An 18,066-nucleotide genomic window follows, 5' to 3' on the forward strand; every position below is an offset into this window, starting at 1 on the left:
AGAATGGAACTACTCACGTGGATCGTCTCCGCGGCGGCCCTCGGCGTCTCGCTCGCGGCGCTCACCGTCGCCATCCGCGGCGCGCGCAAAGCCCGCCGCTGAACGCACCCGACCCCGATGGCCTGGCCACCGCCCCGCGGTTCGCAGGCTGGGAGATCGGCGCCCCTCGCTTTCATGACCCGCGGTAGCATCGCGAGGCCCTGACCCGCTCCCGAAGAGACCGAATCTCCTCACGCGCGCGGTCTCATCGGCCACGCAGAAGGCCCCCACCTCGGAATCGAGGGTGGGGGCCTTCTTGATGTCTGTCCGGGGACTATCCCGGCGACACGCCGTATGGGACTTAGCGTCCGCCGAAGTTCTTGAAGCGCTGGTTGAACTTCTCCACGCGGCCGGCGGAGTCCATGATGCGCTGCTTGCCCGTGTAGAACGGGTGCGAGGCCGAGGAGATCTCGACGTCGATGACGGGGTACTCCACACCGTCCAGCTCGATCGTCTTGTCGCTGGTCACGGTGGAGCGGGTGAGGAAGGTCTCGCCCGAGCCGAGGTCGCGGAACACGACGGCCTGGTAGTCGGGGTGAATGTCAGTCTTCATGCGGAATCCTTGGATCGCGGAGGGTGTACTTCGGAAAAGCCGGAGGGCACAAGATGCACCAAGGGTCGATTCTATCAGTTGTTGGGCGGGGACAGAAACCCGTCAGGCGGCGCGGGCCGCGAAGCGGCCGCCCTCGGCGGACAGCGCGATCGGCATCCCGAACGCCTCGCTGAGCGAGTCGGACGTGAGCGTCTCCTCGATCGGGCCGGATGCCACCACCCGCCCCTCTCGCAGCAGCAGCATGTGGGTGAACCCGATGGGGATCTCTTCCACGTGGTGGGTGACCATCACCATCGCCGGCGTCGTCGGCGAGCCGGCGTAGCCGCCGAGCAGGCTGAGCAGCTCCTCGCGGGACCCGAGATCGAGGCTGGCGGTCGGCTCGTCGAGGAGCAGCAGCTCCGGGTCGGTCATCACCGCGCGGGCGATCTGCACGCGCTTCTGCTCGCCGTCGCTGAGCGTGCCGAACAGCCGCTCGGACAGGTGCTCGAGCTTCCACTCGGCGAGCACCCGCTGGGCACGGCGCTCGTCGATGCCCTCGTACGCCTCGTTCCAGCGACCGAGCACCGAGTACGCCGCGGTGAGCACGGCGTTCAGCACCGTCTCGTCGCGGGGAACCCGGCGTGCCATCGCCGATGATGCGAAGCCGATCCGCGGCCGGATCTCGAACACATCGGTGCGCCCGAGCGTCTCGCCGAGCACCGTCACGGTTCCCGAGGTGGGATGCAGGAGCGTGTCCGCCAACTGCAGCAGCGTCGTCTTGCCCGCGCCGTTCGGTCCGAGGATGACCCATCGCTGGTCATCCGAGACCGCCCAGGTCACGTGATCGACGATGTTGCGCCCCTCGCGGCGCACGACGACATCGGTGAGTTCCAGAGCACTCGGCATGCCGCCAGCCTATCGCTCAGGCCGTCAGCTCCTCGTAGAGCGCGCGCGTGGTGTCGGCGATGGCACCCCAACTGAACGCGCTGCGGGCGCGCTCGCGTCCGGCGGCGCCGTACTCGGCGGCCCGCGCGGGATCCATCGCCACCTCGCTGAGCGTCGCCGCCAGGTCCGCGACGTACCGGTCCGGGTCGACCGGGGTGCCGGTGCCGTCCTGCAGCTGCTCGATCGGCACCAGGCGCCCGGTGACGCCGTCGTCGACGACCTCCGGGATGCCGCCGGTGGCGGTGCCGACCACCGCCGCGCCGCACGCCATCGCCTCCAGGTTCACGATACCGAGCGGCTCGTACACCGACGGGCACACGAACGTCGTGGCGGCGGTGAGGATCGCGGACAGCTCGTCGCGCGGCAGCATCCGCTCGATCCAGATGACGCCCTGGCGGGTCTGCTGGAGCACCCGCACGAGCTCCTGCACCTCGGCCATGATCTCGGGCGTGTCGGGGGCGCCGGCGCACAGCACGAGCTGCACCTCGGGCGGTAGCTGCTGGGCGGCGCGCAGGAGGTACGGCAGCCCCTTCTGCCGGGTGATCCGCCCGACGAACACGACGGACGGGCGGGACGGGTCCATGCCGATGGATGCCAGGAACTCCGGGTTCTCGACCGGCCGCCAGCGTTCCACATCGATGCCGTTGTGGATCACCCGCACCCGCTCGGGGTCGACCTGCGGGTAGCTGCGGAGGATGTCGTTGCGCATGCCGGCGCTCACGGCGATGATCGCCGCGGCGTTCTCGTAGGCGAGCCGTTCGATGCCGCTCGAGACCGCGTAGCCCCCGCCGAGCTGCTCGGCCTTCCAGGGCCGCAGCGGCTCAAGGCTGTGCGCCGTGAGCACGTGCGGGATGCCGTGCAGCTGCGAAGCGAGGTGTCCGGCGAAGTTCGCGTACCAGGTGTGGCTGTGCACGACGTCGGCGCCGGCGATGTCGCCGACCATGGTGAGATCCGTGCCGAGCGTCTGCACGGCGGCGTTCGCGCCGGCGAGCTCGACCGGCGTCCGATAGGCGTGCGTGCCCGGTTCTCCGCGCTCCGCTCCGAACGCGCGCACCTGCACGTCGATGCTCCGGCGGAGGGCCGCGACGAGCTCCGCGACGTGCACGCCGGCACCGCCGTAGATCTCCGGCGGATACTCCTTCGTCACGATGTCGACTCTCATGACTGAACGCTAGTACACGACGGGATTCGCCCTCTATGGTGGAACCATGTCGGCACCAAAGAAGGTCTTCGGGATCATCCTCGCCGGTGGCGAGGGCAAGCGACTCATGCCTCTCACAGCGGATCGAGCCAAACCCGCGGTGCCCTTCGGGGGCAGTACCGCCTCATCGACTTCGCGATATCCAACCTGATCAACTCGGGGCTGCGGCAGATCGTCGTGCTGACGCAGTACAAGTCCCACAGCCTCGACCGGCACATCTCCCAGACCTGGCGGCTTTCCGCGCTGCTGAACTCGTACGTGGCGTCGGTGCCGGCCCAGCAGCGGCTCGGCAAGCGCTGGTTCTCAGGGTCAGCGGACGCGATCCTGCAGAGCCTCAACCTGATCGTCGACGAGAAGCCGGACATCGTCGTGGTCATCGGCGCCGACCACGTGTACCGGATGGACTTCATGCAGATGGTCCAGGCGCACATCGAGTCCGGCGCGGCCGCCACCGTGGCCGGCATCCGTCAGCCGCTCGCGCTGGCCTCGCAGTTCGGCGTGATCGACGCGGATGCCGAAACCGGCCGCATCCGGCAGTTCCTGGAGAAGCCGACGGATGCCACGGGGCTGACCGACTCCCCCAGCGAGGTGCTCGCCTCGATGGGCAACTACGTGTTCGACGCGGATGCCCTCGTCGCCGCGGTCGAGGCGGACGGGGAGTCCGCGACGAGCGGGCACGACATGGGCGGCGACATCATCCCCTACTTCGTCGACCGCGGCGAAGCCGGGTATTACGACATGAAGCAGAACGACGTCCCGGGCTCGTCGCCACGCGACCGCTCGTACTGGCGCGATGTGGGGACCATCGAGTCGTTCTTCGACGCGCACATGGACCTCATCTCCACGCTGCCCGTGTTCAACCTGTACAACACGGACTGGCCGATCCACGCGCAGTCGGTGAACTCGCCGCCGGCGAAATTCGTGCGCGACTCGGTGGGCCGGATCGGGAACGCGATCGACTCGATCGTCTCGCTCGGCTCGGTCCTCTCCGGCACGCATCTGGAGCGCAGCGTGGTCGGGCCGTGGACGCTCGCCGCGGGCGGGTCGACGATCACGGACTCCGTGCTGTTCGACGGGGTGCGGGTCGGTGCCGGGGCGCGCGTGCGCCGGGCGATCCTGGACAAGAACGTGGTGCTCGAGGACGGAGCGACGGTCGGTGTGGACCGGGAGCGCGACCTGGAGCGCGGTTACACGGTGACCGAGTCCGGGATCACGGTGGTGGGCAAGGGCGTGCACGTCGCGCGCTGACCGCTACGCTCGATCGGGTGACCGCAGCGCGCTTCCTCGTCGTCCTCGATGCCGATTCCACGCTCATCCAGGATGAGGTGATCGAACTCCTCGCCGAGGAGGCCGGCCGGCGCGAGCAGGTGCAGGCCGCGACGGAGGCGGCCATGCGCGGCGAGGTGGACTTCGCCGCCAGCCTGCGCTCGCGGGTGGCGGCGCTCGAGGGAGTGCCGGAGACGGCCTTCGAGACGGTCCGCGCGCGGGTGCGTCCGACCCCCGGCGTCCACGAGCTGATCGAGGCGGTGCATGAGCGCGGCGGCGTGGTCGGCGTCGTCTCGGGCGGGTTCCACGAGATCCTCGACCACATCGCGCCGGCGCTCGGCGTGGACCGCTGGCGCGCGAACCGGCTCGCGATCGCGGCGGCCGCGCTGTCAGGGCTGGTGGACGGCGCCATCGTGGATGCCGCGGCGAAGGCCGCCGCCCTCCAGGAGTGGGCGGACGAACTGGGCGTGCCGCGGCGGGCCACGATCGCGATCGGCGACGGTGCGAACGACCTGCTGATGATGGCGGCGGCCGGCCTCGGCATCGCTTTCAACGCGAAGCCCGCCGTCCGCCAGGCGGCGAGCCTCGTGGTCGGGCCGGTGGACCTGCGCGAGGTCATCCCGCTCCTGCCCTGAGCCGTCCCGGGCTCATCCCGAGCTCTGCCGTGAGCGGATGCCGGGGGCCGATGTCGGCGGCATCCCGTAGCGTCGGGACCATGGACATCATTCTGGTTCCCCGGTCTCTGGCTCGACGCGTCCTCCTGGGACGAGGTGACACCAACGCTGGAGGCCGCCGGCCTCCGCCCGCATCCGATGACGATGCCTGGCGTCGACGAGCCGCACCCCGACGGGATCGGGCTCGCGGAATGGGTGGCGGCGGCGGTCGAGCGCATCGACGCGCTTCCCGGCGAGGTCGTGCTCGTGGGGCACTCCGGCGGCGGCAGCGTCGTGTGGGGTGCGGCGGATGCCCGGCCCGACCGTGTGGCGCGGGTGGTGTTCGTCGACACCGTGCCCACGCCGCCCGGCTTCCCGATCAACGACTTCGAGACCGAGATGCTGATGGGCGAGTACGACCGCGAGGCTCTGGAGCGCGAGCTGGAGAAGTGGGGGCCGTACGCCGACGAGTACCGCGCGATCGAGGACGTCGAGGTGGCGCGGATCGGCTCGGCGCACTGGCCGCAGTTCAGCTGGCCGCAGCGGCTCGGCGAGCTGCTCGTGGAGGCGGTGAAGCGCTAGGCCCGCGGGGTGGTGCTCAGTGGCCCATCCCGAGGCCGCCGTCCACCGGGATGACCGCGCCGGAGATGTAGGCGGCGTCGTCGGAGGCGAGCCAGGTCACCACGCCGGCGACCTCGTCGGCGGTCGCGAAGCGCCCCGCCGGGATGTTCGCCTTGTACTGCTTCTGGGTCTCCTCGGGCAGCTCGGCGGTCATGTCGGTCTCGATGAAGCCCGGAGCGACGACGTTCGCGGTGATCCCGCGGCCGCCCAGCTCCCGGGTGAGCGAGCGGGCGAAGCCGACCAGGCCGCTCTTGGAGGCGGCGTAGTTGACCTGGCCTGCCGAGCCGTACAGGCCGACGACGCTGGAGATGAGGATGACGCGGCCGAACCGGGCGCGCAGCATCCCCTTCGAGGCGCGCTTGACGACGCGGAAGGAGCCGCCCAGGTTCGTGGCGACGACGCTGTCGAAGTCGTCCTCCGACATCCGCATCAGCAGGGTGTCCTTGGTGATCCCGGCGTTCGCGACGACGATCTCGACCGGGCCGAGCTGCCGCTCGACCTCAGTGAAGGCGGCGTCGACGGCCGCGGCATCCGTCACGTCGGCCCGCACGGTGAGCGTCCCCTCCGGGCCCTCGCCGCTGCGGGCGGTGACCGCGACCCGGTACCCCTCGCGGACGAAGCGCTCGGCGATCGCACGACCGATGCCGCGGTTTCCGCCGGTGACGAGGACGACGCGATCCGTGCTCATGAGGGGCTCCTGCCTGTTCGTTCGGGACCGAGGACATCCTATCGGCGGGGCCGGGCGGACGCGTCCGGGCACCCCCGCGCGGCGTAGGCTGGAAGCACCGTGAAGCACACCCGACACGCCCCCGCTGTCACCTCTCTGCCGCAGGCGCCGCATGATGAGGCGAGCCACCGCGTGCGCCGGTATGCGCTCACCATGGGCATCCGGATGGTGTGCTTCCTGCTGATGGCGTTCGTGCAGCCCTACGGCTGGTGGACGTGGGTGTTCGCGATCGCCGCGGCCGTGCTGCCGTACATCGCCGTCGTCTTCGCGAACGCCGGCAGCGACAGTGTGGAGACGCGCGTGGAGTCCCCGGGCCCGCAGCTCGGCGCGCCCGCGACGACGGGACCGGAGCCGACGGCGCCGGACGTGATCACGATCCACGAGAGCCCCGACCGCGGGGATGCGCGGGCCGACGAGCGGGACGAGGGGAAGTGACCGAGGAGTTCGAGTGCTCCCGCGCGGGATGCCGGCGCACCGCGACTCATCACGTCGTGTGGCGCAACCCGCGCATCCACGGCGAGGATCGCCGCAAGATCTGGCTGGCCTGCGATGAGCACGTCGGGTATCTGGGCGACTACCTGCGTGCGCGCGACTTCCCCGTCGACGTGCGAGAGGGTCTTCCCGAGTGAGCCGGCGGATGCTGCGCTGGGGCGCCTATCTGCTGGTGGCCGCGGGCTTCGCGGTCGCCTGCGCGTTCCTGTCGCACTGGCAGTTCGACCGCAACGAAGAGCGTGCGCGCCAGATCGCGCTCGTGGAGCGGAACTACGATGCGCCCGCCGCCCCGCTCGACGCGGTGCTGGACGGCGATGAGCTCGACCCCGGTGACGAGTGGCGTCCGGTCGAACTGCACGGCGAGTATCTCGCCGATCAGCAGGTGCTGGTGCGGAACCGTCCCCACGGCGGCACGAGCGCCTTCGAGGTGCTGGTCCCGTTCCGCGACCGCAGCGGCCTGGTGCTGCTGGTGGATCGGGGCTGGGTGCCGCCGGGGGACGGCGACGCCCCGGATGCGGTCCCGGCGCCGCCCTCCGGCGAGGTGACGGTGATCGCCCGGCTGCGTCCCGGCGAGCCGCTGCCCTCCTCCGGGCGGGGCGCGCCCGAGGGACAGGTGCCGACGATCCACCTGCCGACCGTGGACGCGGCGGTCGACGCCGCGCTCGTCACGGGCGCGTACGGGCAGCTGGTGTCGGAGACGCCGCCGGCCGACCGCACGCCCGGCGGGTTCGAGTCGCCCACCGAGGACCCGGGGCCGCACCTGTCGTACGCGATCCAGTGGATCCTGTTCGCCGTGATGGGCTTCGGGTTCATCGGCTACGTGATCCGCACCGAGATCGTGAAGGCCCGCGAGGATGCCGGTGAGCGCCCCGCCCGTGCCTCTCGCCGGCGCGATCGCGACGCCGACGACGAGGACGCCCTGCTCGACGCCGCCCAGCGGTAGCCGCCCGCGGTAGCCGCCCAGCGGTAGCCGCCCGCGGTAGCCGCCCGCGGTAGCCACCCGCGGTAGCGGCCGGGTGCGGTTCGGGTTCAGGCGGCCAGGTCGAATCGTGCCCGGCCGCCGCGCCGGGGTGTGCGCTGAGGGTCCAGCCAGGGCGGCGGGATGAAGACCGGCGTCGCCGTCACGCCCGTCCCCTCGATGCGTATCTCCCAGCCGTCGTCGTGGATGCGGTGATGGCAGGCGACGCAGAGCAGGATGCCGTTGCTGAGATCCGTGCCTCCGCCGTCCCGCATCCACCAGCGCAGGTGATGCGCCACCACGTACCCCGGGCGGTGCCCCGCAGAAAGCGCACCCGCCGTCGCGTTCGCACCTGGGCGTCCGCGGCCATCCGCCGCGCGGTCGCCGCCGAAACCGGCTGGGTGATCCCGTCGATCGTGGCCGTCCCCGCGCCGCTCTGGAGATCGGAGAGCGAGATGCGGACCACGACCGTGGTCGTCGCCAGCGTCGGCATCTTCGTGCAGCCGAGCGCGTGCCGGCAGAGGTCGGCGAGGGCGTCGGCCTGCATCTGCTTCACCGAGCGCGGCCACGATCGACGCACCGGTCTCGGGATCGAACCGCCCCTCGACCCGGATGCATCCCTCGCGGTCGCTCGACGAGGTGCCATTCCATCTCGGCCGCGCTGTCCGCGTCGGCGCGGGGCGCGACACTGTCCAGCATCCGGATGATCTCCGACGCGGCGGCGACCGAGAGCTCCCCCGCGTCGAGCGCTCGCGCGACGTGCGGATGCTTGGCCGGCATCCGTTCTCCCGAGATCGACGTGCGCGGCGCCGGACGAAGGAGTCGCGCCCGAGATCGGCGGTGGACCGCCGGGCCACCTCGGCGGCGATCTTCACATGCGCCGCCTCGACGCACCGCCGCAGCGTTCCGAACGCCGCGTTGACCGCGGCGAGTTCGGCGTCGGTCAGCGCGTCCGGCACACGGTCGCCGCCGACCGCGATCAACGCGTCGAGCGCCTCCGCGATCCGTGTCGACGAATTTCGAGTACGGACCGCCGGCCCGGAGCCTCAGGCGAGCTCGATGAGCTCCTGGTACTCCTTGCTCCACAGGTCCTCGACCCCGTCGGGCAGGATGAGCACCCGCTCGGGGTTCAGCGACTCCACGGCGCCGGGGTCGTGGGACACCAGCACCACGGCGCCCTCGTAGTGCGCCAGCGCGCCGAGGATCTCCTCGCGGGAGGCCGGGTCGAGGTTGTTCGTGGGCTCGTCGAGCAGCAGCAGGTTCGCGGACGACACCACGAGGGTCGCCAGCGACAGTCGGGTCTTCTCGCCGCCGGAGAGCACTCCGGCGGGCTTGTGCACGTCGTCCCCGGTGAACAGGAAGGAGCCGAGCACCTTGCGCGCCTCGGTCTCGGTGAGGTCGGGCGCCGCGGAGACCATGTTCTGCAGCACGGTGCGCGAGACGTCGAGGTTCTCGTGCTCCTGGGCGTAGTATCCGATCTTCAGGCCGTGCCCCGGCTCGAGCCGCCCGGTGTCGGGCTGGTCCACGCCGGCGAGGATCCGCAGCAGCGTCGTCTTGCCCGCGCCGTTGAGCCCGAGCACGACGACCTTCGAGCCGCGGTCGATCGCGAGGTCCACATCTGTGAAGATCTCCAGCGACCCGTACGACTTCGACAGGCCCTTCGCCTGCAGCGGCGTCTTCCCGCAGGGCGCCGGCTTCGGGAACCGGAGCTTGGCGACCTTGTCCTCCTGCCGCACCTCCTCGAGTCCCGACAGCAGCTTCTCGGCCCGCGCGAGCATCTGGTGCGCCGCCGCGGCCTTCGTCGCCTTCGCCCCGAAGCGGGCCGCCTGCAGCTGCAGCTGCGTCGCCTTCTTCTCGGCGTTCGCGCGCTCCTTCTTGCGCCGCTCCTCGTCGGCCACCCGCTGGCGCAGGTAGTTCTTCCAGTTCATGTTGTAGATGTCGATGACCTGGCGGTTGGCGTCCAGGTAGAACACCCGGTTGACCGTCTCCCCGACCAGCTCCACGTCGTGGCTGATCACGATCAGCCCGCCCTTGTAGCCCTTCAAGAAGTCCCGCAGCCAGACCACGCTGTCCGCGTCGAGGTGGTTGGTCGGCTCGTCCAGGATCATGGTCCCGGCGTCCGAGAACAGGATGCGGGCGAGCTCGATGCGCCGGCGCTGACCGCCCGACAGCGTCTTCAGCGGCTGGTCGAGGATCCGATCCGGCAGCGAGAGGTTGTGCGCGATCGACGCCGCCTCCGCCTCGGCCGCGTAGCCGCCGAGAGCCTCGAAGCGCTCGGTGAGGTTCGCGAACCTCTTCATCGCCTTCTCGGCGACGGCGGGGTCGGCCGAGCCCATCTGCTCGGACGCCTCGCGGATGCCCAGGGTCAGCGATCCGAGCCCGCGCGCGTCCAGGATGCGGGTGCGGGCGAGCATCTCCGGGTCGCCCGAGCGCGGATCCTGCGGCAGGTACCCCAGCTCGCCGGAGCGGGTCACCTTGCCCTCCGACGGCAGCAGATCCCCCGCGAGCACCTTCGTCAGGGTCGTCTTGCCCGCGCCGTTCCGGCCCACCAGTCCGATCTTGTCCCCGTCGGCGACGCGGAAGGACACGTCGGACATGAGCACGCGCGCGCCGACGCGTATCTCGAGCTGGTCCACGGCAAGCACAGCGGGATCCGTTCTTCGTGAGGGTGGGCGGCCGAATGGCCAGCCTCCCAGTATAGGAGCCGCTTCCGGGAGCCCGGCTCAGCCGAAGTAGAGCGGGTGGTGCCGCACGCATCCCGGGTTGAACGCCGTCCCGCACGCGGGACACGCGGCCGCCGCCCGGTACGCGGCGATCCGCATCCGCTCCCCGCACACCCCGCACAGGGCGGCCTCGACCCCAGCATCCGCCTGTGTCCACGGCAGGAGCGGATGCCGGGCCGCCTCGGCGTGGCAGTGCAGGCACGGGTACCAGTCCCCGCAGCAGGCGAACCGGATCGCGACGACGTCGTGCGCGGCGCGGTAGTGGGCGCATCGCGTCTGCGGGTCGACCTCCCGCCCGCGGACCAGGACCCCGCCCACGCACACCTCGCTCACCTGCACCTCGCTCATCGGACCAGCCCCCGCGCCGCCAAAGCATCCCCCACATCGTCCGCGTGCCGCATCGTCATCACCAGCAGCGGCACCGCTGCCCGCACCCCGAGGCGCACACCGCGGGCACGCTGCGCCTCCCGCACGCGCTCCGCGAACCCCGCCACGACCGGGATCATCGCGAGCGTCAGCGACAAGGTCATCGCAACGCCCTCAGGGTCGATGCCGACCCGGCGCAGGGGCCGCAGCATCCGTCGCAGGACGTCGAGCAGCTCCCCCATCCGGGTGGTGGCGGTGACCAGATCGGCGAGCAGCAGCAGCGACACCATGCGGCCGACGGCCACGACGGCGGCATCCGCCCCGGCGAACACCCACAGCGCCCCGCCGAGCACCAGGACCAGCCAGCGCATCCGCCACCAGGACGCGGCGAGCACGCGCCACGGTAGCCGCGCGAGCGGGTACGCCGCGGTCGCCGCCGTGAGGATCGCCACCACGCTGACCACCCCGTGCGGATACAGCGAGATCGCCAGGGCGCACAGCGCCAGCCCGGCGAGCTTCACCCCAGCCGGCATCCGGTGCAGCGGCCCTGCCCCCGGCACGAAGAGCGAGATCATCCGCACTCCGCCCGGTACGTGCGGATCACCGTCTCCGGCTCCCCCACGGCCCCCACCCGCCCGTCCTGGAACAGCACGGCCTCCTCGCAGCGCGCCGCGAGCTCGAGATCGTGCGTCACCAGCACCACCGGGATGTCCAGGCCGAGCAGCAGATCGCCGATCCGGCGGGCGTTGCGCAGGTCGAGCAGGGTCGTCGGCTCGTCGGCCACGAGCATCGCCGGCCCGCTCGCCAGCACCGACGCGATGGCCAGCAGCTGCCGCTGCCCGCCGGACAGCGCGGATGCCGGAACGTCCGCCAGCGCATCCAGGCCGTGACCGGCGAGGATCTCCCGCGCGCGGGCATCCGCCTCCCGCCGGCCCAGGCCGCGCAGCGACAGCGCCACGTCCTCCGCCGGGGTGGGCATCAGGATCTGCGCCTCGGGATTGGTGAAGACGAAGCCGACGCGCGCGCGAAGGGCCGCCGCGTCCCTCCGCGGGTCGAGGCCGAGCACGCTCAGAGCGCCGGCCGTCGGCATCCGCAGCCCGTTCAGCAGCCGGGCGAAGGACGACTTGCCGGAGCCGTTCGCGCCGATCACAGCCGTGCGCCGGGCGGTCAACCTCAGCGTGACGTCGTGCAGCACCTCACGGCCGTCGATCGTGAGTCCGACGCCGTCGGCGACGATCCCGCCGCCGGTGGCGCGGGGCTCCGCCGCGGTCTCAGGCCGCATGCGCGAGGGCCCGTGAGCCTCCGAACGCCCGCGGGTAGGCCCGGGCCAGCGCGACCGCGAGCGCCGTGGCCGCCGCCGCCTTGAGCAGGTCGCCGGGCAGGAACACGAGAGCGGATGCCGCGGTCGGCAGCAGCGGCGTGCCGAGCACGGCCGCCTGCACCGGGACGCCGAACAGGTACACCACGAGGATGCCGCCCGCCACGCAGGCCAGGCCCGCGCGCCACCAGGTGAACCGACCGCGGTGCGCGATCAGCCCGATCACCACGACGCCGAAGATCCAGCCGAGCATGTACCCGGCCGTGGGTCCGGCGAAGACGCCGAGTCCGCCCCGGCCGCCGGCCAGGACCGGCAGCCCGATCGCGGCCAGTCCGAGGACGAGGAGGATCGCCAGCGGCGCGCGGCGGGGACCGAGCACGAGGCCGGCGAGCATCACGCCCAGGGTCTGCGCCGTGATCGGCACGCCGCCCGGCAGCGGCACGACCACCATGCCGAGCACCACGATGAGCGCCGCGAACACGGCGATGCGGGCGAGGTCGGCGCCGAGCGGGCGCACGGGGGTATCGGTCATCGGGGACTCCTTCGGGTAGGCGGATGCGGGAGCGGGCGGGCGCCGCGCGGACCCTTCCTGAACAGTGTTCACCTGAACGGTGTTCACTATACTCGGGATCATGTCCCCCACCCGGCACGACCGCGAGAGCGTGACCTGCGCCGCCCTCGACCTGCTCGACCGGGTCGGGCTGCCGGACCTGTCCATGCGCCGGCTGGCGGCCGAGCTCGACGTGCAGCCCAGTGCGCTGTACTGGCACGTCGCCAGCAAGCAGGAGCTGCTGGCCGCGGTCGCGGACCGCATCCTGCGCACGGTCCCCGAGCCCGACCCGGCCGCGCCCCTCGCGGACGTCGCGCGGGCCATCCGCGACTCGCTGCTCGCCTACCGCGACGGGGCGGAGGTCGTGATGAGCACGTACGCGCTGCGCCTCGGCGCCCGGCGCGCCCAGGAGGCGCTGATCGCCTCGCTCGGCACCGATGGGGACGAGGATCTCGCGGATGCCGCCTTCGAGTTCATCCTCGGTCACGCCATGCTGCTGCAGCAGCGGATGCACGCGCAGAGCATCGGGGCGGTGGAACCGGATGCCGCCGACCCGACCGCCCGCTCCGCGGAGGTGTTCGACGCGGGCATCCGCGCCTTCGCCGCGCTCAGCGCCGCCCGTCGCCCGTCCTGATCCCGTCCTCGACGCGGGTTCCGACCCGGAGCCCGTCGCGCATCCGCAGCCCGGGGACGAGGGAGAGCAGCAGCAGCGCCGCCGTGAACAGGTACACGCCGGCGAAGCCGGCCGCCGCGGACGGGAGGGCGAGGAAGACGAGGCCGCCCAGCGCGATCGCGACCGAGGAGCCGGAGGCGTCCGAGATGGACAGCGCCGAGGAGTGGAAGCCCTCGTTCGCCGGGGTCGAGTACGCGAGCGTGAGCACCGTGAGCCGCGGATAGATCAGGCCCATGCCGGCGCCGGCCAAACCCCACGCGCCGACGACGAGCCAGGGCAGGGCGCCGGTCACCGACACGGCGAGCACCCCGAGCACCGCGGCGAGGAGCAGCGGGATGGCCGATCGCGACGCCGATCACCGCGATCGCGGCCAGCGCGACGGGCCAGCCGATCGCCGGGGGCGCCTCACCCGCCAGGCCGACCGCCACCGCGGCCGCCGCGACGACCGCCGCCAGCATCAGCCGCATGCCGATCCGGCCGCGCAGTGGTCGCTCCCCCTCCGGCGCCTGGAGGGGCACCCGGCGGAGCCTGGCCACCACGAGCAGGAAGGCCATCGCGGTGAGCACCGCGACGCCCAGGAACGCCCAGCGCCAGTGCAGGAACTCCGCCACCGCGCCGGCGAGGAACGGACCCACCATCGACGGCACCACCCAGGCGGCGGCGAAGGCGGCGAAGATGCGTCCGTGCAGCTGCGGCGGATACACCCGCGCGACGACGACATAGAGGGCGACCGTCTGTCCGCCGGCGCCGAGCCCCTGGATCAGCCGCCCGGCGATGAAGAGCTCCATGTCCGGTGCGGCGCCGGACACCACGAGCCCCGCGGTGAACAGCAGCACGGCGGTGTACAGCGGCGCCCGCGGCCCGCTCCGGTCGCTCCACGCCCCGGCGGCCACCATGCCGATGACGCTGGTGGCGAGCGTTCCCGAGAACGCCACCGCGTACAGCGCCTCCCCGTCCAGGTCTCGGCTGACGATCGGCATCACCGTGGTGACGGCGAGTGCCTCGATCGCCGCGAGGAGGATGAGGACGACCGACCCGATCGTGATGCCGAGCCGGTCGCGGTCCCAGATCGTCGCGATCGCGATCGTGCTCACCCCCGGATCCGGGCGATGCGCTCCACGGCCTCGGTGATGATCTCCGGGCTCGTGCCGAAGTTGAAGCGGACGTGGCCGCGTCCCTCCGCGCCGAAGGCCGGCCCGAAATGCAGGGCCACCTTCGCCTCGCGGAGGATGCGGCGGGCGGGGTTGTCGCCCCAGCCGAGCCCGGCGAGGTCGATCCAGGCCAGGTATCCGGCATCCGGCATCCGGTAGCGGGCCTCGGGGAGATGCTCGGCGAGCAGCGATCCCAGCAGCCGCCGGTTCTCGTCGAGTGTGAGGAGCAGGCCGTCCAGCCACTCGTCGCTCTCCGGTGCGAACGCGGCGATCGCCGCGAGCAGGCCGAACTGGCCGGTGCGCCACTCCACCTCCACGGGCAGCGCGCGCAGCAGCGCGGCGTGCTCGGCGGAGCCGGCCACCATCAGGGCGCATTTCAGGCCGGCGAGGTTGAAGGCCTTGCTGGCGCTGACCACGGTGAAGCCCACCTCGGCCGCCGCGTCTCCGGAGGCGAGGAAGGGCGTGAAGGGGACGCGGCGCTGCACCAGCGGCGCGTGGATCTCGTCGGAGACGACCGTCGCGCCGTGCTCACGGGCGAGCCGGGCGAGCGCGTCCAGCGCCTCGGCCGAGTGGACGGTGCCGGTCGGGTTGTGCGGGTTGCACAGCAGCACCGCGCGTGCGCCGGATGCCAGCGCCGCGGCGATGCCGTCCAGGTCGAGCTCCCACGCCCCGCCGGTGTCCCGCAGCGGCACTCGCTCGACGACGCCGCCGGCTTCCTCGACCAGCTCGTAGAACGGCGGATACACCGGCGGGTTCACGATCACCCGCTCCCCCGGCGCGATCACGCGGCGGAGGAGCTCCACGATGCCCATGCTGACGTCCGCGGTGGAGCGCATCCGCGCGGCATCCGGGGTCCAGCCGAAACGCCGCTGCGCGAACGCCGCGTACGCCTGAGGAAGCGGGGTGCGCGAGGCGATGTACCCGGTGTCGCCGAGCCGCACGGCGTGCTCCAGGGCGCGCGCGACGGCGGGCGCCAGCGGGAAGTCCGTCTCGGCGACGAACAGCGGCAGGACGTCCTCGGGGTACTCCCGCCACTTCTCGCTGGTGCGCTGCCGCAACTGCTCCAAGGGCAAGGCCTTCACCCGCATCGGTCCTCCAAGGTTTCGACTCGCTCCGCTTCGCGGTGCTCGCTCAACCTTGACACGCAGCCGCGTCAAGTCCGCTGCGCGGCCGTGACCCGGCTCGTGTCAAATCGCGAAGCCGAGCGCGCGCATCATGTCGCGGCCGTCGTCGGTGATCCGCTCCGGCCCCCACGGCGGCATCCACACCCAGTTGATGCGGAACCGCTCCACGACGTTGTCCAGCGCCTGCGCGGTCTGCTCCTCGAGCACGTCGGTGAGCGGGCATCCGGCGCTGGTCAGGGTCATGTGGATGACCAGGGCGTCGTTCTCCTCGTCCCACGCGAGGTCGTAGATCAGGCCGAGGTCGACGACGTTGATCCCGAGCTCCGGGTCCATGACGTCCTTCAGAGCCTCGATGACCTCGTCGTACTTCTCCTCGGAGAGCGTCGCCGTCATGCTCCCAGCCTACGCTTCGATCGGGGCGCTGGGGTCGAGGTAGCGGTCGTACCCCTCGTCCTCGAGACGGTCGGCGAGCTCCGGGCCGCCCTCCTCGACGATCTTCCCGGCGACGACGACGTGCACGAAGTCGGGACGGATGTAGCGGAGGATGCGGGTGTAGTGGGTGATCAGCAGCACGCCGAGGTTCGTCTGCTCCTTGGCGCGGTTCACGCCCTCGGAGACGATCTTCAGCGCGTCGACGTCGAGACCGGAGTCGGTCTCGTCGAGGACGGCGAGCTTGGGCTTGAGCACCTCGAGCTGCAGGATCTCGTGGCGCTTCTTCTCGCCGCCGGAGAAGCCCTCGTTGACGTTGCGCTGCGCGAACTTCGGGTCCATGCGCAGGTTCGCCATCGCGGCCTTGACATCCTTTGTCCACTGGCGGATCGAGGGCGCCTCGCCGTCCAGCGCGGTCTTCGCGGTGCGCAGGAAGTTCGTCACGGTGACGCCGGGGATCTCCACCGGGTACTGCATCGCCAGGAACAGGCCGGCGCGGGCGCGCTCGTCGACGCTCATCTCCAGCACGTCCTCGCCGTCGAAGGTGATCGAGCCCTGCGTGACGGTGTACTTCGGGTGACCGGCGATCGTGTAGGCGAGCGTGGACTTTCCCGAGCCGTTCGGGCCCATGATGGCGTGGGTCTCGCCGGTGCGGATGGTGAGGTCGATGCCGTTGAGGATCGGCGTGGTGCCCTCATCCGTCTCGACCGTCACGTGCAGGTCGCGGATCTCGAGAACAGACATTTCAGACTTCCTTAATCACGGTCGGGTCGATGAGCACGTCGTCGCCGTCGATCTGGACGACGTAGACCGGGACGGGCTCATAAGCGGGGAGGTTGAGGGGCTTGCCGGTGCAGAGGGAGAACGCCGAGCCGTGCGCCCAGCATTCCAGCGTCTTGCCCTCGACGAAGCCTTCGGACAGGGAGATGTCGCCGTGCGTGCAGGTGTCGCCGATCGCGTGGATCTCCCCGTCGGAGTCCTTCACGATCGCGATCGGCACGCCGTCGAGCTCGACGCGCAGCGGCGTGTCCTGCTCCAGCTCGCTGACGGAGCAGGCGCGCTGCGCGCTCACGCCGAGACCTCGCTGTGGTGCGCGACCACGGGCGTCTGCGCGAGCTCGGCCTCGATCGCGGCCAGCAGCTCCTCCTGCAGCGTCGGGATGCCGATGCGCTGGACGATGTCGGTGAGGAAGCCGAGCACGACCAGGCGGCGCGCCTCGTCCTCGGGGATGCCGCGGGCCTGCAGGTAGAACAGCTGCTCGTCGTCGAAACGACCGGTCGCGCTGGCGTGGCCGGCACCGAGGATGTCGCCGGTCTCGATCTCGAGGTTCGGGATGGAGTCGGCGCGCGCGCCCTCGGTGAGCACCAGGTTGCGGTTGGCCTCGTAGGAGTCGGTGCCGACGGCATCCGGCCCGATCAGCACGTCGCCGATCCACACGCTGTGCGCGCTCTCGCCCTGCAGCGCGCCCTTGTACAGCACGTCGCCGACGGTGTGCGGGCCCTTGTGGTGCAGGTACACCTGGCTCTCCAGGTGCTGCCCGGCGTCCGCGTAGGACAGGCCGTAGAGGCGGCCCTGGGCGCCGGCGCCGGCGAGCTCCACGTTCGGGTTGACGCGCACGATGCCGCCGCCGAAGCTGACCACGACGTGGGTGAGCTCGGCGTCGCGGTCCACGCGGGCCTGGTGCGCCGCGGCGTGCACGGCGTCGTCGTCCCACTGCTGCACGGACACGACGGTGAGCTTGGCGCCGTCGCGGACCAGGATCTCCACGTTCTGCGCGTACTGCGCCGATCCGCTGTGCCGCAGCAGCACGGTCGCTCGGCTGTTCGCGCCCGCCTCGATCACGAGGTGCGCGTCGGCGCGGCGCTCGGCGCCCTGGCCGGTGATCGCGACGACAACCGGCTCGTCGAGCTCCTCGTCGCGCGGGATGCTGATGTGCAGCGCCTCCTGCGCGCCCTGCCAGGCCACGGCCGAGACGACGTCCTCCGGACGGAAGAACTCTCCGCGCGGCGTGTCGCCGAAGGCGAGGCCGGCGCCGGCGAACCGCTCCGGCGTCACGGCGCAGCTGACGCCGTCGTTCACCTCGGCCGGCTGGAACAGCGGCTTCAGCTGCGCCACCGGCGTGTGCTTCCAGTTCACCTCGCGGCCGCTCGGCGCCCCGAAGTCGGCCGGGTCGAAGGAGTGCGGCCGCTCGGAGCGGGTCTGCACCGGCCGGAACGCGGCGTTCGCCGCCTTCGCCGCCGGGTCGATGTGCGCGTTCGTGTCCTGCGCCTGCTCAGGCGCCTGCGTCGGGGCCGTCAT

Annotated in this window: 22 protein-coding genes and 3 pseudogenes; 7 read left to right on the plus strand and 18 right to left on the minus strand. The window is 71.6% G+C overall.

The window, feature by feature from the left end; genetic code table 11:
• Positions 1 to 340 precede the first annotated feature (340 nt).
• From JSY13_RS06965 to glgA, 3 genes are all read right to left on the minus strand, one after another.
• The gene (locus tag JSY13_RS06965) at positions 341 to 592 is read right to left on the minus strand and encodes a type B 50S ribosomal protein L31 (RefSeq protein WP_259606016.1); all 252 of its coding nucleotides are present in this window, start codon (positions 590 to 592) and stop codon (positions 341 to 343) included.
• A gap of 102 nt (positions 593 to 694) precedes the next feature.
• On the minus strand, positions 695 to 1,477 hold the full coding sequence (locus JSY13_RS06970) for an ABC transporter ATP-binding protein (protein ID WP_259606017.1): 783 nt from the start codon (positions 1,475 to 1,477) through the stop codon (positions 695 to 697).
• A 16-nt stretch (positions 1,478 to 1,493) separates the two neighbouring features.
• Positions 1,494 to 2,678 carry a glycogen synthase gene (gene glgA, locus JSY13_RS06975; RefSeq protein WP_259606018.1) on the minus strand — a complete coding sequence of 395 codons (1,185 nt, stop codon included), beginning with the start codon at positions 2,676 to 2,678 and terminating at the stop codon, positions 1,494 to 1,496.
• A 46-nt stretch (positions 2,679 to 2,724) separates the two neighbouring features.
• Here glgA and JSY13_RS06980 point away from each other — a divergent pair.
• The 3 genes and pseudogenes from JSY13_RS06980 to JSY13_RS06990 all read left to right on the plus strand — a co-directional run bounded on the left by JSY13_RS06980 (position 2,725) and on the right by JSY13_RS06990 (position 5,218).
• Positions 2,725 to 3,965, plus strand: a pseudogene (locus tag JSY13_RS06980) (glucose-1-phosphate adenylyltransferase).
• Between the two features lie 17 nt (positions 3,966 to 3,982).
• The gene (gene serB, locus JSY13_RS06985) at positions 3,983 to 4,618 is read left to right on the plus strand and encodes a phosphoserine phosphatase SerB (RefSeq protein WP_259606019.1); all 636 of its coding nucleotides are present in this window, start codon (positions 3,983 to 3,985) and stop codon (positions 4,616 to 4,618) included.
• A 135-nt stretch (positions 4,619 to 4,753) separates the two neighbouring features.
• Positions 4,754 to 5,218, plus strand: a complete 465-nt coding sequence (locus JSY13_RS06990; protein ID WP_259606020.1) for an alpha/beta fold hydrolase — start codon at positions 4,754 to 4,756, stop codon at positions 5,216 to 5,218.
• Between the two features lie 16 nt (positions 5,219 to 5,234).
• Here JSY13_RS06990 and fabG read toward each other — a convergent pair whose 3' ends face one another.
• On the minus strand, positions 5,235 to 5,945 hold the full coding sequence (gene fabG, locus JSY13_RS06995; protein WP_259606021.1) for a 3-oxoacyl-ACP reductase FabG: 711 nt from the start codon (positions 5,943 to 5,945) through the stop codon (positions 5,235 to 5,237).
• 99 nt (positions 5,946 to 6,044) lie between these two features.
• Here fabG and JSY13_RS07000 point away from each other — a divergent pair, with 99 nt between their 5' ends.
• Genes JSY13_RS07000 through JSY13_RS07010 form a run of 3 tightly spaced genes read left to right on the plus strand, consistent with a single transcriptional unit; the run spans position 6,045 to position 7,419 of the window.
• Positions 6,045 to 6,419 (plus strand): DUF3099 domain-containing protein, encoded by a 375-nt coding sequence (locus JSY13_RS07000; protein ID WP_259606022.1) that lies wholly within the window; start codon positions 6,045 to 6,047, stop codon positions 6,417 to 6,419.
• On the plus strand, positions 6,416 to 6,613 hold the full coding sequence (locus JSY13_RS07005; protein WP_259606023.1) for a hypothetical protein: 198 nt from the start codon (positions 6,416 to 6,418) through the stop codon (positions 6,611 to 6,613). The genes JSY13_RS07000 and JSY13_RS07005 overlap by 4 nt, the downstream gene beginning before the upstream one ends.
• Positions 6,610 to 7,419 carry an SURF1 family cytochrome oxidase biogenesis protein gene (locus JSY13_RS07010; RefSeq protein WP_259606024.1) on the plus strand — a complete coding sequence of 270 codons (810 nt, stop codon included), beginning with the start codon at positions 6,610 to 6,612 and terminating at the stop codon, positions 7,417 to 7,419. The genes JSY13_RS07005 and JSY13_RS07010 overlap by 4 nt, the downstream gene beginning before the upstream one ends.
• 86 nt (positions 7,420 to 7,505) lie before the next feature.
• Here JSY13_RS07010 and JSY13_RS12685 read toward each other — a convergent pair whose 3' ends face one another.
• The 7 genes and pseudogenes from JSY13_RS12685 to JSY13_RS07040 all read right to left on the minus strand — a co-directional run bounded on the left by JSY13_RS12685 (position 7,506) and on the right by JSY13_RS07040 (position 12,373).
• Positions 7,506 to 7,709 (minus strand): HNH endonuclease, encoded by a 204-nt coding sequence (locus JSY13_RS12685; RefSeq protein ID WP_432806393.1) that lies wholly within the window; start codon positions 7,707 to 7,709, stop codon positions 7,506 to 7,508.
• A gap of 131 nt (positions 7,710 to 7,840) precedes the next feature.
• Positions 7,841 to 8,080: pseudogene (locus JSY13_RS12690) on the minus strand (DUF222 domain-containing protein); the annotation flags it as partial.
• Positions 8,081 to 8,480: 400 nt separating this feature from the next.
• Positions 8,481 to 10,079 carry a ribosomal protection-like ABC-F family protein gene (abc-f, locus tag JSY13_RS07020; protein WP_284439532.1) on the minus strand — a complete coding sequence of 533 codons (1,599 nt, stop codon included), beginning with the start codon at positions 10,077 to 10,079 and terminating at the stop codon, positions 8,481 to 8,483.
• Positions 10,080 to 10,157: 78 nt separating this feature from the next.
• The gene (locus JSY13_RS07025) at positions 10,158 to 10,505 is read right to left on the minus strand and encodes a CHY zinc finger protein (protein WP_259606026.1); all 348 of its coding nucleotides are present in this window, start codon (positions 10,503 to 10,505) and stop codon (positions 10,158 to 10,160) included.
• The gene (locus tag JSY13_RS07030) at positions 10,502 to 11,098 is read right to left on the minus strand and encodes an energy-coupling factor transporter transmembrane component T family protein (RefSeq protein ID WP_259606027.1); all 597 of its coding nucleotides are present in this window, start codon (positions 11,096 to 11,098) and stop codon (positions 10,502 to 10,504) included. The genes JSY13_RS07025 and JSY13_RS07030 overlap by 4 nt, the downstream gene beginning before the upstream one ends.
• The gene (locus JSY13_RS07035; RefSeq protein WP_259606028.1) at positions 11,095 to 11,805 is read right to left on the minus strand and encodes an energy-coupling factor ABC transporter ATP-binding protein; all 711 of its coding nucleotides are present in this window, start codon (positions 11,803 to 11,805) and stop codon (positions 11,095 to 11,097) included. Before JSY13_RS07035 ends, JSY13_RS07030 begins: the two co-directional genes overlap by 4 nt.
• The gene (locus tag JSY13_RS07040; RefSeq protein WP_259606029.1) at positions 11,795 to 12,373 is read right to left on the minus strand and encodes a biotin transporter BioY; all 579 of its coding nucleotides are present in this window, start codon (positions 12,371 to 12,373) and stop codon (positions 11,795 to 11,797) included. The genes JSY13_RS07035 and JSY13_RS07040 overlap by 11 nt, the downstream gene beginning before the upstream one ends.
• A gap of 100 nt (positions 12,374 to 12,473) precedes the next feature.
• On the opposite strand from JSY13_RS07040, the gene JSY13_RS07045 reads away from it, so the two are divergent.
• Positions 12,474 to 13,025, plus strand: a complete 552-nt coding sequence (locus JSY13_RS07045) for a TetR family transcriptional regulator (protein WP_259606030.1) — start codon at positions 12,474 to 12,476, stop codon at positions 13,023 to 13,025.
• On the opposite strand, the gene JSY13_RS07050 is transcribed toward JSY13_RS07045, so the two are convergent.
• The 7 genes and pseudogenes from JSY13_RS07050 to sufD form a co-directional block, all read right to left on the minus strand.
• Positions 13,000 to 13,380 carry a hypothetical protein gene (locus JSY13_RS07050; protein WP_259608257.1) on the minus strand — a complete coding sequence of 127 codons (381 nt, stop codon included), beginning with the start codon at positions 13,378 to 13,380 and terminating at the stop codon, positions 13,000 to 13,002. The genes JSY13_RS07045 and JSY13_RS07050 overlap by 26 nt on opposite strands.
• A 25-nt stretch (positions 13,381 to 13,405) precedes the next feature.
• Positions 13,406 to 14,044, minus strand: a pseudogene (locus tag JSY13_RS07055) (MFS transporter); the annotation flags it as partial.
• A 110-nt stretch (positions 14,045 to 14,154) separates the two neighbouring features.
• Positions 14,155 to 15,303, minus strand: a complete 1,149-nt coding sequence (locus JSY13_RS07060) for a MalY/PatB family protein (protein WP_259606031.1) — start codon at positions 15,301 to 15,303, stop codon at positions 14,155 to 14,157.
• Between the two features lie 99 nt (positions 15,304 to 15,402).
• The gene (locus JSY13_RS07065; protein ID WP_259606032.1) at positions 15,403 to 15,732 is read right to left on the minus strand and encodes a metal-sulfur cluster assembly factor; all 330 of its coding nucleotides are present in this window, start codon (positions 15,730 to 15,732) and stop codon (positions 15,403 to 15,405) included.
• A gap of 9 nt (positions 15,733 to 15,741) precedes the next feature.
• Positions 15,742 to 16,512: a Fe-S cluster assembly ATPase SufC gene (sufC, locus tag JSY13_RS07070; RefSeq protein WP_259606033.1), complete on the minus strand. Its 771-nt coding sequence runs from the start codon at positions 16,510 to 16,512 to the stop codon at positions 15,742 to 15,744.
• Between the two features lies 1 nt (position 16,513).
• Positions 16,514 to 16,840 carry a non-heme iron oxygenase ferredoxin subunit gene (locus JSY13_RS07075; protein ID WP_259606034.1) on the minus strand — a complete coding sequence of 109 codons (327 nt, stop codon included), beginning with the start codon at positions 16,838 to 16,840 and terminating at the stop codon, positions 16,514 to 16,516.
• Positions 16,837 to 18,066 carry a Fe-S cluster assembly protein SufD gene (gene sufD, locus JSY13_RS07080; RefSeq protein WP_259606035.1) on the minus strand — a complete coding sequence of 410 codons (1,230 nt, stop codon included), beginning with the start codon at positions 18,064 to 18,066 and terminating at the stop codon, positions 16,837 to 16,839. The genes JSY13_RS07075 and sufD overlap by 4 nt, the downstream gene beginning before the upstream one ends.

It is taken from the genome of Microbacterium neungamense (assembly GCF_024971095.1).
GTDB classification, from domain to species: Bacteria; Actinomycetota; Actinomycetes; order Actinomycetales; family Microbacteriaceae; genus Microbacterium; species Microbacterium neungamense.

Bases quoted from the DNA above. Each gene is read 5' to 3' on its own strand.
- JSY13_RS07045 (WP_259606030.1), top strand. From the start codon at position 12,474: ATGTCCCCCACCCGGCACGACCGCGAGAGCGTGACCTGCGCCGCCCTC.
- fabG (WP_259606021.1), bottom strand. From the start codon at position 5,945: ATGAGCACGGATCGCGTCGTCCTCGTCACCGGCGGAAACCGCGGCATC.
- sufC (WP_259606033.1), bottom strand. From the start codon at position 16,512: ATGTCTGTTCTCGAGATCCGCGACCTGCACGTGACGGTCGAGACGGAT.
- JSY13_RS07065 (WP_259606032.1), bottom strand. From the start codon at position 15,732: ATGACGGCGACGCTCTCCGAGGAGAAGTACGACGAGGTCATCGAGGCT.
- JSY13_RS06970 (WP_259606017.1), bottom strand. From the start codon at position 1,477: ATGCCGAGTGCTCTGGAACTCACCGATGTCGTCGTGCGCCGCGAGGGG.
- JSY13_RS06965 (WP_259606016.1), bottom strand. From the start codon at position 592: ATGAAGACTGACATTCACCCCGACTACCAGGCCGTCGTGTTCCGCGAC.
- sufD (WP_259606035.1), bottom strand. From the start codon at position 18,066: ATGACGGCCCCGACGCAGGCGCCTGAGCAGGCGCAGGACACGAACGCG.
- JSY13_RS07030 (WP_259606027.1), bottom strand. From the start codon at position 11,098: ATGATCTCGCTCTTCGTGCCGGGGGCAGGGCCGCTGCACCGGATGCCG.
- glgA (WP_259606018.1), bottom strand. From the start codon at position 2,678: ATGAGAGTCGACATCGTGACGAAGGAGTATCCGCCGGAGATCTACGGC.
- JSY13_RS07040 (WP_259606029.1), bottom strand. From the start codon at position 12,373: ATGACCGATACCCCCGTGCGCCCGCTCGGCGCCGACCTCGCCCGCATC.
- JSY13_RS12685 (WP_432806393.1), bottom strand. From the start codon at position 7,709: ATGCGGGACGGCGGAGGCACGGATCTCAGCAACGGCATCCTGCTCTGC.
- JSY13_RS07025 (WP_259606026.1), bottom strand. From the start codon at position 10,505: ATGAGCGAGGTGCAGGTGAGCGAGGTGTGCGTGGGCGGGGTCCTGGTC.
- JSY13_RS07035 (WP_259606028.1), bottom strand. From the start codon at position 11,805: ATGCGGCCTGAGACCGCGGCGGAGCCCCGCGCCACCGGCGGCGGGATC.
- JSY13_RS07060 (WP_259606031.1), bottom strand. From the start codon at position 15,303: ATGCGGGTGAAGGCCTTGCCCTTGGAGCAGTTGCGGCAGCGCACCAGC.